The sequence below is a fragment of the Salinisphaera sp. genome, assembly GCF_002729955.1.
GTDB lineage: Bacteria > Pseudomonadota > Gammaproteobacteria > Nevskiales > Salinisphaeraceae > Salinisphaera.
In genome coordinates this window covers 24,141-40,862 of the sequence record NZ_PBYA01000042.1, presented here as the reverse complement: position 1 = coordinate 40,862, position 16,722 = coordinate 24,141, and the positions used below count along the sequence as shown (strand labels likewise).

12 protein-coding genes and 1 pseudogene are annotated in these 16,722 nt (G+C 62.5%); 11 read left to right on the top strand and 2 right to left on the bottom strand.

From position 1 onward, the window contains the following. Position 1: 1 nt before the first annotated feature. The 10 genes from CMN27_RS11905 (at position 2) to glmS (ending at position 14,064) form a co-directional block, all read left to right on the top strand. Positions 2–538: a F0F1 ATP synthase subunit delta gene (locus CMN27_RS11905; RefSeq protein ID WP_293626702.1), complete on the top strand. Its 537-nt coding sequence runs from the start codon at positions 2–4 to the stop codon at positions 536–538. A 70-nt stretch (positions 539–608) separates the two neighbouring features. Beyond that, positions 609–2,150 carry a F0F1 ATP synthase subunit alpha gene (gene atpA / locus CMN27_RS11900; RefSeq protein ID WP_293626700.1) on the top strand — a complete coding sequence of 514 codons (1,542 nt, stop codon included), beginning with the start codon at positions 609–611 and terminating at the stop codon, positions 2,148–2,150. 37 nt (positions 2,151–2,187) lie between these two features. Beyond that, a complete protein-coding gene (atpG, locus tag CMN27_RS11895) occupies positions 2,188–3,048 on the top strand; it encodes a F0F1 ATP synthase subunit gamma (protein ID WP_293626699.1) in 861 nt (286 codons plus the stop codon). A 66-nt stretch (positions 3,049–3,114) separates the two neighbouring features. Continuing rightward, a complete protein-coding gene (gene atpD, locus CMN27_RS11890; RefSeq protein WP_293626697.1) occupies positions 3,115–4,515 on the top strand; it encodes a F0F1 ATP synthase subunit beta in 1,401 nt (466 codons plus the stop codon). Positions 4,516–4,585: 70 nt separating this feature from the next. Continuing rightward, positions 4,586–4,999, top strand: coding sequence for a F0F1 ATP synthase subunit epsilon (locus tag CMN27_RS11885; RefSeq protein WP_293626696.1), 414 nt, complete (start codon positions 4,586–4,588; stop codon positions 4,997–4,999). A 244-nt stretch (positions 5,000–5,243) separates the two neighbouring features. Next, positions 5,244–6,365: a hypothetical protein gene (locus tag CMN27_RS11880; RefSeq protein WP_293626695.1), complete on the top strand. Its 1,122-nt coding sequence runs from the start codon at positions 5,244–5,246 to the stop codon at positions 6,363–6,365. A gap of 128 nt (positions 6,366–6,493) precedes the next feature. Beyond that, positions 6,494–8,269: a glucan biosynthesis protein gene (locus CMN27_RS11875; RefSeq protein WP_293626694.1), complete on the top strand. Its 1,776-nt coding sequence runs from the start codon at positions 6,494–6,496 to the stop codon at positions 8,267–8,269. After that, a complete protein-coding gene (gene mdoH, locus CMN27_RS11870) occupies positions 8,266–10,764 on the top strand; it encodes a glucans biosynthesis glucosyltransferase MdoH (protein ID WP_293626693.1) in 2,499 nt (832 codons plus the stop codon). Before CMN27_RS11875 ends, mdoH begins: the two co-directional genes overlap by 4 nt. Before the next feature lie 30 nt (positions 10,765–10,794). Further along, positions 10,795–12,171 (top strand): bifunctional UDP-N-acetylglucosamine diphosphorylase/glucosamine-1-phosphate N-acetyltransferase GlmU, encoded by a 1,377-nt coding sequence (glmU, locus tag CMN27_RS11865; RefSeq protein WP_293626691.1) that lies wholly within the window; start codon positions 10,795–10,797, stop codon positions 12,169–12,171. Positions 12,172–12,231: 60 nt separating this feature from the next. Beyond that, on the top strand, positions 12,232–14,064 hold the full coding sequence (glmS, locus tag CMN27_RS11860; protein WP_293626689.1) for a glutamine--fructose-6-phosphate transaminase (isomerizing): 1,833 nt from the start codon (positions 12,232–12,234) through the stop codon (positions 14,062–14,064). Positions 14,065–14,210: 146 nt separating this feature from the next. On the opposite strand, the gene CMN27_RS11855 is transcribed toward glmS, so the two are convergent. Next, positions 14,211–14,783 (bottom strand): pesticin C-terminus-like muramidase, encoded by a 573-nt coding sequence (locus CMN27_RS11855; RefSeq protein ID WP_293626688.1) that lies wholly within the window; start codon positions 14,781–14,783, stop codon positions 14,211–14,213. A 12-nt stretch (positions 14,784–14,795) separates the two neighbouring features. Beyond that, a complete protein-coding gene (locus CMN27_RS11850) occupies positions 14,796–15,254 on the bottom strand; it encodes a hypothetical protein (RefSeq protein WP_293626686.1) in 459 nt (152 codons plus the stop codon). 1,179 nt (positions 15,255–16,433) lie between these two features. On the opposite strand from CMN27_RS11850, the pseudogene CMN27_RS11845 reads away from it, so the two are divergent. Further along, positions 16,434–16,685 (top strand): annotated as a pseudogene (locus tag CMN27_RS11845) (hypothetical protein); the annotation flags it as partial. Positions 16,686–16,722: the final 37 nt, after the last annotated feature.

Genomic DNA, 16,722 nt, shown 5'->3' with positions numbered 1-16,722 from the left:
CATGGCAGAGACGCAGACGCTGGCACGGCCGTACGCCGAAGCCGTGTTCGAGCTCGCCGAATCCAACGGTCGGCTGGACGAATGGTCGCGGGCGCTCGAGGCGCTTTCGGCCATCGTGGCCAATCCGGACGTCTCGCTGCTTCTGGACAACCCGGAGATCAGCGATACTCGGCTGGTTGAACTGGTTGTCGAGCTCGGCCGCGAGGATATGGACGAGGGCAGCCAGAACTTCGTTCGGCTGCTCGTCGATAACGGCCGTCTGGGTCTCGCGCCGGCGATCGCGTCACTCTACGAAACGCGCAAGGCCGAGGCCGAGAACCGGGTGGACGTCAGTGTCACCTCGGCCGTCGAGTTCTCCGAAGAGCAGCGTTCGGCGCTGGTGAAGTCGCTCGAAAAACGGCTTGCCCGCAACGTTTCGCTGACGTTCGAACAGGATGAAGACGTGATCGGCGGCGCGATCATTCGTGCCGGCGACCTGGTGATCGACGGTTCGTTGCGCGCACAGCTTGAGCGCATGCGTCAGTCGCTCGCGCAATAGCCCGACCCACAAGCGATCATCCGCTGGCGGCAGCAGGCCGCAGCGACATGGATATAGAGGAATAAGGTCAATGCAACTCAATCCGTCGGAAATTTCAGACCTGATCAAGAAACGGATCGAAAACTTCGATTCCGTGACCGAGTCCCGCAATGTCGGCACGCTGGTGAGCCTGGCCGACGGCATCGCAAAAATTCACGGCCTGGCCGATGCGATGCAGGGCGAGATGCTCGAATTCCCCGGCGGCACCTACGGTATCGCGCTCAACCTCGAGCGGGATTCGGTCGGCGCGGTGCTCATGGGTGAGTACACCCATATCTCCGAAGGCTGCGAGGTCAAGACGACCGGTCGAATCCTCGAAGTGCCGGTGGGCGACGAGTTGCTGGGTCGTGTGGTTGACCCGCTGGGCAACCCCATCGATGGCAAGGGTGAACTGGGCACCACCCAGACCTCGCCGATCGAGAAGGTTGCACCTGGCGTGATCGAGCGTCAGTCGGTGGACGAGCCGGTGCAGACCGGTCTCAAGTCGATCGACGCGATGATCCCGATTGGTCGTGGCCAGCGTGAGCTGATCATCGGCGACCGCCAGATCGGCAAGACCGCGATCGCGATCGACGCGATCATCAACCAGAAGGACACGGGCATTAAGTGCATCTACGTGGCCATCGGGCAGAAGAACAGCTCGATCGCGAACGTGGTGCGCAAGCTCGAGCAGGAAGGCGCGATGGATCACACCATCATCGTTGCCGCCGGTGCCGCCATTTCGCCGGCCCTGCAGTACATCGCGCCGTACGCCGGTTGCTCCATGGGCGAGTTCTTCCGCGACAAGGGCGAAGATGCCCTGATCGTGTACGACGATCTGTCCAAGCAGGCCGTGGCCTATCGCCAGATTTCGCTGCTGCTGCGTCGTCCGCCGGGCCGTGAAGCCTATCCGGGCGACGTGTTCTACCTGCATTCACGTTTGCTTGAGCGCGCTTCGCGTATCAACGCCGATTACGTCGAAGAGCTGACCGGCGGCAAGGTCAAGGGCAAGACCGGTTCGCTGACGGCGCTGCCGATCATCGAAACCCAGGCCGGCGACGTGTCCGCATTCGTGCCGACCAACGTGATCTCGATCACCGACGGCCAGATTTATCTGGAAACGGATATGTTCAACGCCGGCACCCGCCCGGCCGTGAACGCCGGTCTGTCGGTGTCGCGTGTGGGTGGTTCGGCCCAGACCAAGATCATCAAGAAGCTGGGTGGCGGTATTCGTCTGGCGCTGGCGCAGTACCGTGAACTTGCGGCCTTCGCCCAGTTCGCCTCGGACCTCGATGACGCCACGCGCAAGCAGCTGGAACACGGCGAGCGTGTGACCAAGCTGATGATTCAGAAGCAGTACAACCCGCTGTCGGTTGCGCTGACTGCCTCGTCGCTGTTCGCGGCCGAAGAGGGTTATCTGGACGACGTCGACGCCGACAAGGTGACCGACTTCGAAGCCGCTCTGCACCAGTACATGGAGAGCGAGCAGAAGGAGCTGGTCGACAAGATCAACGACACCGGCGACTACAACGACGAGATCAAGTCCGGGCTGCATAGCGCGCTGAAGGAATTCAAGGAAACGCATACGTGGTAGCACCGCGCGTTCCTGAGTCCACCAACGGAGTCAACTGATGGCCGGCGGCAAGGAAGTCAAAAGCAAGATCAAAAGCGTAGAGAATACGCAGAAGATCACCAAGGCCATGGAAATGGTCGCGGCGTCGAAGATGCGCAAGGCTCAGGAGCGTGTCGAAGCGTCACGGCCCTATGCCCAGAAGATTCGGCGCACGATCGGCCATCTGGCCCAGGCGAATCCGGACTTCAAGCATCCGTTCATGGTGGAGCGCGAGGCCAAGCGTGTCGGCATGATCATCGTGTCGACCGATCGCGGCCTGTGCGGCGGCTTGAACATCAACCTGTTCCGCAAGGTGCTCGCCGAACTGCGCGAGTGGGACAAGAAGAACGTCCCGGTCGAGATCGTGGTCGTTGGCCGCAAGGCCGCGAGCTTCTTCCGTCGTATCAAGGACATCAAGGCCGAGGTCACCGATCTCGGCGATCGGCCGCATCTGGAAGACCTGATCGGTACGATCAAGGTCATGCTCGACGACTATCGTGAAGGCAATATCGACCGCCTGTTCCTGATGGGCAACGAATTCGTCAACACGATGACCCAGCGCCCGGATATCCAGCAGCTGCTGCCGGTGCCCGAGGACGAAGACGAAGAGCTGCCGGACCACTGGGACTACATCTACGAGCCCGAGCCGCCGGAACTGCTGGAATCGATTCTGGTGCGCTACGTCGAAGCCCAGGTCTATCAGGGCGTGGTCGAAAACGTCGCCTGTGAGATGGCGGCACGCATGGTCGCCATGAAGTCGGCCTCCGACAACGCGGGTGACATCATTGACGACCTTCAGCTTGAGTACAACAAACAGCGTCAGGCAGCGATCACGCAAGAGCTGTCTGAAATCGTGGCCGGCGCGGCGGCAGTTTCGTAGCGCCCTGCAGGCAAGACACACCAGACACAGTTCGGCAGCCGACGCTGCCCAGGTGAGGAATCGGATATGAGTAGCGGTAAAGTCGTACAGATCATCGGCCCGGTCGTGGACGTGGAATTCGATCGCGAATCGTTGCCCCAAATTTTCGACGCGCTGATCCTCAAGGTCGAGGGCGGCGAAGATCTCGTGCTCGAGGTAGAGCAGCAGATTGGCGACGGCGTGGTGCGCTGTATTGCCATGGGCGTGACCGAAGGTCTGTCCCGCGGTGCCGCGGTCGAGAACACCGGCAAGCCGATCTCGGTGCCGGTGGGGCAGAAGACCCTGGGCCGCATCATGAACGTGCTGGGCCATCCGATCGATAACAGCGGCGACATCGGCGCCGACGAAACCGCGCCGATTCACCGCGCGCCGCCGACGTTCGAGGACCAGGCCGGCAGCCAGGAGCTGCTCGAAACCGGCATCAAGGTCATCGATCTGCTCTGCCCCTTCGCCAAGGGCGGCAAGGTCGGCCTGTTCGGCGGTGCCGGCGTGGGCAAGACCGTTAACATGATGGAGCTCATCCGTAACATCGCGGCCGAGCACTCGGGCTACTCCGTGTTCGCAGGCGTGGGTGAGCGCACCCGTGAAGGCAACGACTTCTACTACGAAATGAAGGAGTCGAACGTTATCGACAAGGTGGCCCTGGTCTACGGCCAGATGAACGAGCCGCCGGGTAACCGCCTACGTGTCGCGCTGACCGGCCTGACCATGGCCGAGTTCTTCCGCGACGAAGGCCGTGACGTGCTGCTGTTCATCGACAACATCTATCGTTACACGCTGGCCGGTACCGAAGTATCCGCGCTGCTGGGCCGTATGCCCTCGGCGGTGGGTTACCAGCCGACGCTGGCCGAGGAAATGGGCCTGCTCCAGGAACGTATTACCTCGACCAAGACGGGTTCCATTACCTCCGTGCAGGCCGTGTACGTGCCGGCGGACGACTTGACCGACCCCTCGCCGGCAACGACCTTCGCCCATCTGGACGCGACCGTGGTGCTCGCCCGTGGTATCGCCGAGCGCGGTATTTATCCGGCCGTGGATCCGCTGGATTCCACCTCGCGTCAGCTGGACCCGAACGTCATCGGCAACGATCACTACCAGACCGCCCGCGACGTGCAGCAGACCCTGCAGCGCTATCGTGAGCTCAAGGACATCATCGCGATTCTCGGCATGGACGAGCTCTCCGAGGAAGACAAGCTGTCGGTCGCCCGCGCCCGTAAGATCGAGCGTTTCCTGTCGCAGCCGTTCTTCGTGGCCGAAGTGTTCACCGGTTCGCCCGGCAAGTACGTGCCGCTGTCCGAGACGATTCGCGGCTTCCGCGGCATCGTGGACGGCGAGTACGATCATCTGCCCGAGCAGGCGTTCTACATGGTCGGCACCATCGACGAGGCCGTGAAGAAGGGCGAAGACATGGGCAAGAAGGCGGCCTGAGCGGCGCCCGAGTTCAAGGCATGACCGGGGCCCAACGGCGCCGGTCTTTTCCTTTCCCTAGAGCAGCGATATGAAACTACACGTTGATCTCGTCAGTGCCGAAGGCCAGATCTATTCCGGATCGGCGACCATGGTGGTCGTGGCCGCGGAAGAGGGTGACGTCGGTATTGCCCCGCGTCACGCACCGCTGCTCACCCGTATGCGCCCGGGGCAGGTGCGTATTCAGCAGGAAGGTGAGGAAGAGCTTCAGTTCTTCGTTTCCGGCGGCATCCTGGAGGTGCAGCCGCATCTCGTAACCGTAATGGCCGACACCGCCGAACGCGCGGCCGATATCGACGAAGCCGCCGCCGAGAAAGCCAAGCAGCGTGCCGAAGAGAATCTTGCACAGGCCGACGATCGCGTCGACGTGTCGCGTGCGCAGGCCGAGCTTGCTGAAGCCGCCGCGCGTCTGACCATGGTCAAGAAGCTTCGCGCCGGACGCTAATCCTTAAAGGTCGCAGTCGCTCGGCTGTGCCGAGTTAATGCAACAGACGATGTTCGACGGTTAACTTGCCGTATTTTCAGCAATCGTCTAGCTTGTTGCACTGCGATACCTAATTCCTGCTCCGGTAAACGGCATGCCGTCAGAGCGCTTTGCAATCCGAACCGCGGCCTGGCTCGCCACGAGCGTTCTGCTCTTGGGCCCGGCGCTCGCGCTGGCGGGGCCCACAAAGTCCATCTCGCCGTTCATGTCGCCTTCCTTCGACCGCACCATTCATGGTGAAGAGCGGGAAGTCGATCTGTCGGAGGTGAGAAAAGGGCTGGGCCGCGCCGAGGCGTTCTTCGGTGTCGATGCCCTGAGTACGCCGCAGCAGCGCTATCTGACCAGCGGCCTTCAGTGGCAGGGCGGTGCGACCGATGCATCGACGCTGCGGGCGGCCGCGATTCGTACCGAAGGCGAGGGCACTGCCTTCGGCGGTGGCCAGACGCTGGTGCGCGCAGAGCACCGCCTCGATCTGGGGGGGCGCTGGTATATGCCGGATCTGTCGACCGAAGTCGCACAGGTCAGCAATACCATGAACGATGGCAACGTGCTTGGGGGTCGGGCTGCGAGCATCGGCCTCGCGCAGTCGCTGGGCCGCAACGACCTGACCCTGAGTTATTTCCAGGCGGACGAACAGTTCGATGCCCTGGGCAGCTCGGTCGTGCCGGGCGATAACGGCTTCGGGCTGCAGGCCAGCCGGCCGCTGGGCAGCGACTGGCAGCTTTCCCACGACCTGCGTCTGCACGAGCCGTCCGAGCTGCGAAGCGATGCGGCCGTATCCCAGACCTTCCTGCTCGCGCGCAACAGCCGGCTCACCGATATCGGCCGGCCGTGGCAGATACGCGCGGAACTGGGCGCGCCAACCGATGCGCAGGCGGCGGCCAGTCACCCCATGGCGCTGGAGATCGCGGCGCAGACGCTGCAATGGCGCGATTGGCGCATGAACAGCAGCTTGGGCTGGTACGACGCGAGCATGGATGCGCCGCTGAACCTGCCGGTCGATGGGCGGCTGTGGCGTTTATCTGCCACGCGCGGGCTGGATATCGGCGGGCTACAGGCCGAGCTTTCGCCTACCTTCGCGCTCGGTGACAGCCGTTATCAGCCGGGGATGGGGGGTGCACGGGCCGGCTTGAACCTGGGGCTGTCGCAGCTCAGCGATCGTATCGATTTGAGCGTGAACTATCTCTCGGCCGGCTGGGCGCCCACCGTGGAAGCGGGGGACGACGTACAGATGATGCTCAATTTCACCCAGAGCACCGGCGCCATCATGCCCGGCATTCGGACCATGGCCGAAACCCTGCGCCTGCCCTGGCAGCGTCGCCGCTGAGTCGCACGCGCGAGAGTGGCCTGCGTTTTGATCGGTTATCATTGCGTATGCGCGAAGGGGAACTCGCCTGCCCGGCCTGCGGTCGGTAGCACCATGGCGGCGTTGGCCGGCCCACACTGGAGTGATACATGACAAGGCATTGGCCTGCCGGCTTGCTTGCCGGTTTCGTCGTAATCGGCGCAGCGATCGCGCTGCCGGCGACAGCACAGAATGAGTCGAAGGCGGCAACGCCCGATGCGTCCAAGCCGACAGCACAGGACGAGTCCAAGAAAACAGCGTCCGACGCGCCCAAGCCAACAAAAGAGGACGAGCCTAAGGCGACGGCTTCCGATGCGCCCAAGGCAAAAGCACAGGATGAGTCCAGCGCGGCAGCGTCCGATGCGTCCAAGCCACAAGACAACCCCGACGCCGGCGCGCAGACCACCGATGATGGCGACGCCGCACAAGCCAGCGGGCGATTCGACTACGACCGGGTCGTTGAGCAGGCCGAGGCGCTCGCCAAGAAGCCCTACTCGGAGCCGTCGAAGATTCCGCAGTTCCTGCAGGACTTTGATTTCGCCGCGCTCGACCAGATCAAGTACAAGCCTGATAGCGCGCTGTGGCACGAACGGCAACTGCCCTTCGAGGCGATGTTCTATCACCCGGGCTCCTATTACGTGCATCCGGTGAAGATGCATCTCGTCACCGACGACGGGGTGGGGGAATTTCGTTTCGACAAGAACCGGTTCGAGTACCCGAACGAAGACCTGCGTAAACGTATTCCCGACGATCTGGGCTATGCAGGGCTGAAGTTCATGCACGAGCTCGACACGCCCGGCAAGCTCGACGAGATCGTCTCGTTTCTGGGCGCATCGTATTTTCGTGCCCTGGGTGCCGAGCAGCATTACGGCCTGTCCGCACGCGGGCTGGCCATCGATACGGGCAGCGACAAGGGCGAGGAATTTCCGGCCTTCGTGAGCTTCTGGCTGGTTCGCCCGCGTCCGCAGGCACGCACGGTGACCGCCTATGCCCTGCTCGATTCACCGAGCGCGGCCGGCGCCTACAAGTTCGAGATCAACCCCGGCGATTCCACCGTCACCCGTGTCGAGGCGACCCTGTTCACCCGCAAGGCCATCGGCAAGCTGGGCGTAGCGCCGCTGACCAGCATGTACATGTGGGGCGAGAACAGCCTGGCCCGGCTCGACGACTATCGGCCCGAAGCCCACGACTCCGACGGCCTGCTCATTTCCGCCACCAACGGCGAGTGGCTGTGGCGGCCGCTGCGCAACCCGCAGAAGCTGTCGATGAACCAGTTCTCGGCCGACAACGTGCGCGGCTTCGGCCTGCTCCAGCGTGATCGCAACTTCGATCACTATCAGGATCTGGACTACGAATACGAGAAGCGTCCGAATGCCTGGATCACCCCCGAGGGTGACTGGGGCAAGGGGCATCTGGAGCTGGTTCAGATTCCCTCCGACAGTGAAGTCAACGACAATATCGCGCTCTACTGGGTGCCCGACGATCCGGTCGAAGCCGGTGCCCGGCTGCACTATGCCTACAGCATCCGATGGGGCAAGGAGCTGGCGAGCCCGGCATCGCTTGCGCATACCACGGCCTCGCGTATCGGCCGCGCCGCCGTCACGCCGGGTCAGCCGCGCAACACCCTTCAGGTGGCTATCGAATTCGAGGGCGGCGAGCTGGGCAAGCTCACCGATCCCGCCAGCGTGCAGCCGCGCGTCAACGCCATGCGCGATGCCACCATCAACAATATCGAAGCGGTACGCAATCCGCATACCGGCGGCTGGCGCCTGACGTTTCTGGTGCCCACCGATTCGCTCAAGCAGCCGCTGGAACTGCGTGCCTATCTCGCCGGCGCTGACGGCGGCGCGCTGACCGAGACCTGGAGCTATGCGCTATCACCGTGAGCGATTCTAATCCCGCGGCGGAGGTCGTCGACGCGATCGACGCCTATCTATCCTATTTGAGCCTGTCGGACGACCGGCGGCGTGCCCTGCGTGCGCGCGTGCTCGAGGCCCGGCCGGCCGATCGCGGCGCCGCACTCGAACGCCTTCAGGCCGAGCTCGAAAAAGCCCCCGCCGAGCCCGAGCTTGAAGACGACGACCGCGAGCTGCTCGGCCGGCTGCACGACAGCTACCCCAAGCTCAGCCAGGACGCCGAAACACGTCCACCCACCGCCGGTGCGTTGCGCAGTGCGGCCATGCCGCCGCTCAACCGCTGGCCGATGTCGCCGGCAGATATCGATCGTCGCCCCTGGCGGCTGCTGCCCTGGCTCGGGCGGCGCAGCAGCAGCCTGCCCAAGTCGGTGCCGAGCCGGCTCAAGGGCGTAGTGCGTTGGCGCCAGACTCTGCTGGCCCTGATGGTGGCGTTCCCGGCGGCCGGGGCGGCAGCCTATATGGCCACGGTGCTGCCACATCGGGGTGCGACCGTGCTCGAAGCGTTCATCCTGGGCGCCGCCTTCATGCTGTTCGCCTGGATCCTGGTCGGTTTCTGGACGGCCTTGTCGGGCTTTTTCGTGCTCTGGCGCGGCGATCGCTATCTCGTACGCAGCGATCCGCCCAACGGACCGCCGCCGCGCAAGCCACCCGTCGAGGGCGAGGCGCGGACCGCTGTGGTCATGCCGATCTACGAGGAAGACGTCTCCCGTACCTTTGCCGGGCTGCGGGCGATCTACGAATCGCTCGAAGCCACCGGCCGGCTCGATGGTTTCGATTTCTTCGTGCTCAGCGATTCGGTCAAGCCGGATACCGTCATTGCCGAAGAAAACGCCTGGGCGGAAAGCTGTCGTGCACTCGACGCCTTCGGCCGGCTCTTCTATCGTCGCCGCCGTGCGCGGGTGAAGCGTAAAAGCGGGAATCTGGCCGATTTCTGTCGGCGTTGGGGCGGGCACTACCGCTACATGATCGTGCTCGATGCGGACAGCATCATGGCCGGCGATACGCTGGTCGCCCTCGTTGATCGCATGCAGGCCAATCCGGGCGTCGGCCTGATTCAAACGCCGCCCACAGCGGTGAATCGCGACAGCGTGCTGGCACGCGTGCAGCAGTTCGCGACCCGCGTCTATGGGCGCATGTTCGCGGCCGGGCTGCACTTCTGGCATCTGGACAACGCCCACTACTGGGGCCATAACGCGATCATTCGTATCGAGCCGTTCATGGCCCACTGTGCCCTGCCGCGGCTGCCCGGGCGCGGTGCGTTGTCCGGCGATATTCTCAGCCACGACTTCGTCGAGGCCGCGCTCATGCGCCGGGCCGGCTGGGGCGTATTCATTGCCTACGACCTGCCCGGCAGCTATGAAGAAGTGCCGCCCACGCTGCTCGACGAACTCGGCCGTGACCGGCGCTGGTGCCAGGGCAATATCCAGCATATCCGGCTGCTGTTCTCCGACAATCTCGCACCCGCCCATCGAGCGCTGTTCGCCAACGGCGTCATGGCCTATACGTCAGCGGCCATCTGGTTCGTGTTCCTGCTGCTGTCGAGCACCGAAGCCGTGCTGGAAGCGGTACGTACGCCGGATTATTTCCCGGTGGCCGGGGCGTTGTTCCCCGCCTGGCCGGTATGGCAGCCGATCTGGGCGGTGAGCCTGTTCGTGGCCACGCTCGTGGTGCTGTTCCTGCCCAAGATTCTGGGCGTGGTGATGATCGTGGCCAAGGGCAAGCAGCGCGAGTTCGGCGGCGTGGGCAATCTCGTGGCCTCGACGCTCATCGAGATCGTGCTCACCTCGTTGCTCGCGCCGATCCGCATGCTCGCGCATACGCGCTTTGTGTTCACCACGCTCATCGGCAAGCAGGTGAAGTGGGACAGCCAGCAGCGTGCCGATGCCCAGGTGGCCTGGTCACGGGCGTTGCGCTTTCACGTCTGGGGCATGTTGCTGGCGTTGGGCTGGGGCGCGTTGCTGCTCTGGTTCACGCCCGGCTTCGCACCCTGGCTTGCGCCCATCCTGGTGCCGCTGATCATCGCGCCGGCGATTACCGTGCTCACCTCGCGTGCTGATCTGGGTATCTGGCTGCGCCGCCACGACCTGCAGCTCATCCCCGAAGAGCGTCACGCGCCGCCCGAGTTGGCGCGGGTGGTCGAGCTCGAGGCCGGGGCCGCGCCCGAGGCCGGGTTTGCCGAAGCCGTGGTCAACCCGGTGATCAATGCCCTGCATATCGGTATGCAGGGTCATGATCGCTCGCTCACCGGCGTGATTTCCGAGTACCGCCAGCTGCTGGCCGAGCGCGCGCTGGATAACGGCCCGGATGTGCTGAGCACCGATGAGCAGCGCCGCCTGCTGGCCGATCCGCAGCGTATGCGCTGGCTGCATGCCCAGGTCTGGGCACAGGCGCCCTCGGCCTGGCGCGCCTGGCTGGGCGAACGCCCGGCCGCCGCACCTACGCAGGACTCGCTGCGGACTGTATAGTCCCCAACAAACCGTCGAATCGTTCTAGTTATGGGTCTGCATATCGTCGTCCTGGCCGCCGGCAAGGGTAAACGCATGCGTTCGGCGCTGCCGAAGGTGCTTCAGCCGCTTGGCGACCGGCCGTTGCTCAAGCACGTGGTGGAAGCCGCGCAAACGCTCGATCCGGAACAGATCCACGTGGTCTACGGCCACGGTGCGGAGCAGGTTCAGTCGGCGCTGGGTTATCTTGAGGTGAACTGGGTCTACCAGCAGCAACAGCTGGGCACCGGCCATGCCGTGCGCCAGGCGATCGACGATGTGCCCGACGATGCCAGCGTGCTGGTGCTCTACGGCGATGTGCCGTTGGTACGCGCGGCCACCCTGTCGCACCTGGTGGACGCAGCCGCGAACGACGCCCTGGCGCTGCTCACCGTCGTGCTTGATGACCCGGCCGGCTATGGACGTATTCGTCGCGACGACGAAAACCGCGTGGTCGGCATCGTCGAAGACAAGGACACCACCGCCGACGAACGCCATATTCGCGAAGTGAACACCGGCCTGCTCTGTGCCCAGGCCCGTCACCTGCGCGACTGGCTGTCGCGGCTGACCAACGAAAACACCCAGGGCGAGTACTACCTGACCGACTGTATTGCCATGGCGGCCGGCGACGGCGTGTCGATCGTGGCCGGGCAGTCGGGCAGCATCGAGGAAACCCAGGGCATCAACGACAAGCGCGATCTGGCCACGGCCGAGCGCCTGCTCCAGCGCCGTCAGGCCGAGGCGCTGATGGATCAGGGCCTGACCCTGCGCGACCCCGAGCGCTTCGATCTGCGGGGATCACTGCATATCGGGCGCGACTGTCTGATCGACGTGAATGCGGTGATCGAAGGCGAGGTTGTGCTCGGCGAAGGCGTGCATATCGGTCCGCACTGCGTGCTGCGCAACTGCACCATCGGCGATCATACCCAGGTGCTGTCGCATACCGTGATCGAGCATGCGAACGTAGGCGCGCGCTGCCAGATCGGCCCCTTCGCGCGGCTGCGGCCGGACACCGAACTGGCCGACCGTGCCAAGATCGGCAACTTCGTGGAAACCAAGAAGCTCAGGCTCGGCGCGGGCAGCAAGATCAATCACCTGAGCTATGTGGGCGATGCCGTGGTCGGCGCCAACGTCAACATCGGCGCGGGCGTGATCACCTGCAACTACGACGGCGCCAACAAGCATGTCACCACTATCGGTGACGATGCCTTCATCGGCTCCGATTGCCAGCTGGTCGCGCCAGTGAGCGTCGAGCGCGGTGCCACCATCGGTGCCGGCACCACGCTTACCAAGACCGCGCCGGCCGATACGCTCACGCTCTCGCGTTCGAAGCAGTTCAGCATCGACGGCTGGAAACGCCCGCGCAAGAACAACCCCGGCCACTCATAACCATCACCCGATAAGCCGTGCGCCAGGCATTGCACGGCCGATCACAAAGGAATCAGCGCCATGTGCGGAATTGTCGGTGCCAGTGCGCAACGCAATGTCGAACCTATCCTGCTGGAAGGCCTGCGACGGCTCGAATACCGCGGCTACGACTCGGCCGGGATGGCGCTGGTCAACGACGGCGCGCTGGATCGCACCCGCGCGGTGGGCAAGGTTCAGGCGCTGGCCGACAAGCTTGCCGAAGCCCCGCGCCCCGGCGTGCTCGGCATTGCCCATACCCGCTGGGCCACCCACGGCGGCGTATCCGAAACCAACGCCCATCCGCACGTCTCGTCGAGCCGTATCGCCGTCGTGCACAACGGCATCATCGAGAATTTCGAGCCGCTGCGTGACCGGCTGAAACAGGCCGGCTACGAGTTCACCTCCCAGACCGATACGGAAGTGGTCGCCCATCTGATCGACAGCCATCTGGGCGAAAGCAACGATCTCGCCGCGGCCGTGCGGGTCACCGTCGCCGAACTCGACGGCGCCTATGCGCTGGCCGTGGTCTGCCGTGATGATCCGCATACGCTGGTCGCCACGCGTAGCGGCTCGCCCCTGGTGCTGGGCGTGGGCATCGGCGAGCACTTCGTGGCCTCGGACGTGGCGGCCCTGCTGCCGGTCACCCGCGATTTCGTCTATCTCGAAGAAGACGATCTCGTGGTGCTCACCCACGAAAGCTATACGATTATCGATGGCAGCGGCGCGCCCGTGGAACGGCCGGTCAAGGAATCCGGCCTGTCGCTTTCGGCGACGGAAAAGGGCAGCTACCGCCATTTCATGCTCAAGGAAATCTACGAGCAGCCGCGCGCGCTGGCCGAAACCTGGCAGGGGCGGGTGTCCGTCGACGATATCTTCGCCTCCAGCATCAGCGCCGAAGCACGAGAGCTGCTCGACGGCGTCGAATACATTCATATCGTCGCCTGTGGCACCAGCCACCATGCCGGGCTGGTGGCCCGCTACTGGCTCGAAGCCATGGCGGGTATTCCCTGCAATGTCGAACTGGCCAGTGAATACCGCTATCGCGATCCGGTGGTTCCCAAGAACTGCCTGTTCGTCACGCTATCGCAATCCGGCGAAACCGCCGACACGCTCGCCGCCCTGCGCTATGCGAAATCGCTGGGCACCGGCAAGGGCGGCTATCTGGCCACACTGGCCATCTGCAACAAGCCGGAAAGCTCGCTCACCCGCGAGTCCGATCTGGTACTCATGACGCACGCCGGCCCCGAAATCGGCGTGGCCTCCACCAAGGCGTTCACCACCCAGCTGCTGTGCCTGCTGCTGCTCACCGGCATGCTTGAACGCGATGCCGACGACCGGCGCGCGCTCGCCGAAGATATTCATCAGCTGGCCACCTCGGTCGAACGCGTGCTCGAACTCGACGACGCCATTCGCCATCTGGCCGAAGAGTTCGTCGACAAGGACCACGCCCTGTTCCTCGGGCGCGGACCGATGTATCCCATCGCCATGGAAGGCGCGCTCAAGCTCAAGGAGATCTCCTATCTCCATGCCGAAGCCTATGCCGCCGGCGAACTCAAGCACGGCCCGCTCGCGCTGGTCGACGAAAAGATGCCCGTGATCGCCATCGCGCCCAAGAACGACTGGCTCGAAAAGGTGAAATCCAACCTCCAGGAAGTCCGCGCCCGCGGCGGCAAGCTCTACGTATTCGCCGACGCCGCCTCCGGCCTGGATACCGGCCCCGGCATCACCGTGCTCGACATGCCCCACGTCGACGAAACGCTGGCCCCCATCGCCTACACCATCCCGCTGCAACTGCTCGCCTACCATGTCGCCGTCGCCAAAGGCACCGACGTCGACCAGCCGCGGAATTTGGCTAAGAGCGTGACCGTCGAGTAGCTGCGCAGGGGCACATAGCGTTCCCATAAAGCAACGCCTATAGGCCCAAGCGGACACTATGGTCGAGGCGAAAGCCCGGTATGTATCGGAAGCGTAATTGTGCGTTGCTGTCGATTACATCGGCTCCGTTCAGGGCTCTTCCGGTGCTACTGTCCCGGGCCGGTGATTGCTTTTTCGAGCAGGGCCGCTTCCAAATTGCGCCTGGATGGATATGCATCGCCGAATGACTTTAAGATCGTTACAGTTTTGGGCCAGTCCTGCGCGGTAACCGCAGCCCAGAGCTTCGGTGTTCGCACAGAGAGGTTTGTGCCGTACTGAAATGACACGGAGGCAATGACCGTTTGCGCCGCCGGGATTATTTCCTCAAAGCGTTTCTTATTGCCCGGTACCGAGTTGTAAGCGCTCTTGAGTCGCCGCAGATGCATCGCTTTCACGGCGCGATCGATGCGTAAAGCCTGCGCCGAGGTGATCGTCAGCGGCGTTTCGGAAAGAAAAGAAACGGCATCCGAGCCCATCAAGCCCAGGTATGGCTCGAGCTTTTTAATGAGCGGGCTGCTCAAACTCAATAGCCTTAGATCTTTTTTGTTTCGTTGCCCCAGATCGAAGCCGGTTGCGATCGTAACGCCGCTGTTACTGGAGGAGGCGGCCGGCACATACCCTTTCGTCTTTCGCCCACCCTCCCGGGCGCTCAAAAAGTCGTAATCTATTTTGACTGGCATTTGTCGAACCGATCATTCGTGGATTCGGTTACAGCCCGGGGTTTCGATTAAATCGAAAGCGAGCGCGACAAGATACCCCGCCGAATCGTATCGACTGACCAGCAGTGGAGTCTGAACGTTGTAACTGCCGTCCAGGGCGCGATCCTGAAAGCAAAGCTTTAAATCCTCGATGCCATCCTGATTGAAATCACCGCGCTCGAGGACTTGGATACGATATCGCCAGTCGTTCGACTCGAAGACAACGCCATCTGTAGCCCGGCTGGTCGGCTCCATTCCGAGATCAGCGAATGTGTGGTCACCCGGTTCGCGCCTGGGCCCGAGCGAATTTCGGAATGATGCCAAATCCAACGTGGAGACGATGAATTCGTCGATTTTCTCCTGCGGTATATAGGAGGTGGTTTCCGAACTGGCTATCGAGTCAGCGCTCGTACTCGCGAGTAATGCGAAGAACAGTAGTGCTCTGTAGCTCATAACCCATTCCGTCACGCGGCCTGTTTCGACATCATAAATAGCAAAGGTAGGTCATGCCAGTCGTATCTGGCTGCGCCTGGGGCACGACTGCCATACAGTGGGCTTGGTCCGTGAAAGCGGTATCCTGAAGCAGGTTTTGTTAAATCGAGCGGATCTCGGCGGTTCCAAGGACCTGCCGTAGCAGTTTTTGAGTTGGTTGTATTGTCTCGAATTCGCAAGGGCTATGGCTCGGCGAGACTCGTAGATAAACCGCCAGAGCGGTGGGCTGCCTGTTGATATGTTTAAGAGATATTTATCGCTATGTCGACTGGCATTAATTGCAGTTGTCGCACTTCACGTGTCGTTGGGAGCGGCGAGCGACGGCAAGGTCGTGCTATCAGAGTCGCCTTACGACGCATTTTTGGTCTATATGGAAGCGCTCCAAGATAAAGGCGCTCACTTAAGTAAATTTTTTTCCAGAGATAGTATTGAGTTTTATTTGGATGGCTTGACCGATAACCGAGAAATTGGGCGGAAGCTAAAGACGCTCCAGGTAGCCCGCAATAATTTGCGGTTCGGAGATCAAATAGGTTCAGTTTTACGGCACGATGTGATTTCTGTTTCTGAAAAGAGAAGCATTGTGAAGCTAGTTTGTGCCAGTTCGGGCGAGCAATTCACGCTCGATATAACGTACGTTAGGAACGGCGACAAATGGCTTATAGATACGCTTCACTACGGGGCGCCAGTGCGTTACCCGTCGGCTGATGCGGATTAACCGCAGGCTCTTATATGCGGGGTTTCCGCTGCGATACGGTTGCTTTATCTAGTTGGAAGGATATGCATTCATAAAGTGGAGATATCGCTAACTGTGGTGTATGGCGGTAAGGATCAGGGGCACCTCAGTACGCAGAACTCCGAACTTTTCGGGCGCATTAGATCCCATACCGCGATCGGCGCACTGGCCTTCCACTGTGCTGCCTGCTGATCGCGACGAGCAGGCAGCGGGCGTTAGCTAGCTAGATACGAGCGAGACGATGGCGCCGGTCGGGGAAAATCCATGATGCTTATAGTCGTGAACGTTAAGTTCGTTTAAGCGTACAATCGCAAGCGTAAGCGGTAGCAAAAAAGCGTGCAGCGGCCCGGACACAAATTCCCGTACAGCGCGGATTGCGAGAGTAGGGCTGCAATCTCAACAAGGCGCGCCGACGCCGGCGGATCCCGGTGGCTCTGATGGCGGAGCGTGCGCACATGAGCCGTACGACGCTGAGCAAGATCGAGGCAGGCGAACCCGGTGTTTCCATGGCGCACTACGCCAGCGTGATGTATGTCCTGGGTTTCATCGACGAGCTGGCAGCCATCGGCTCCGCAGAACGTGACCCGACAGGCACGACGCTCGAAACCGAGCATCTGCCCGAACGCGTTCGCGCGGCCGGCCAAGGCCGAAAGGCGTAACCACATGGAGCGCGGACTGCTGGTCCATGCCGATGTG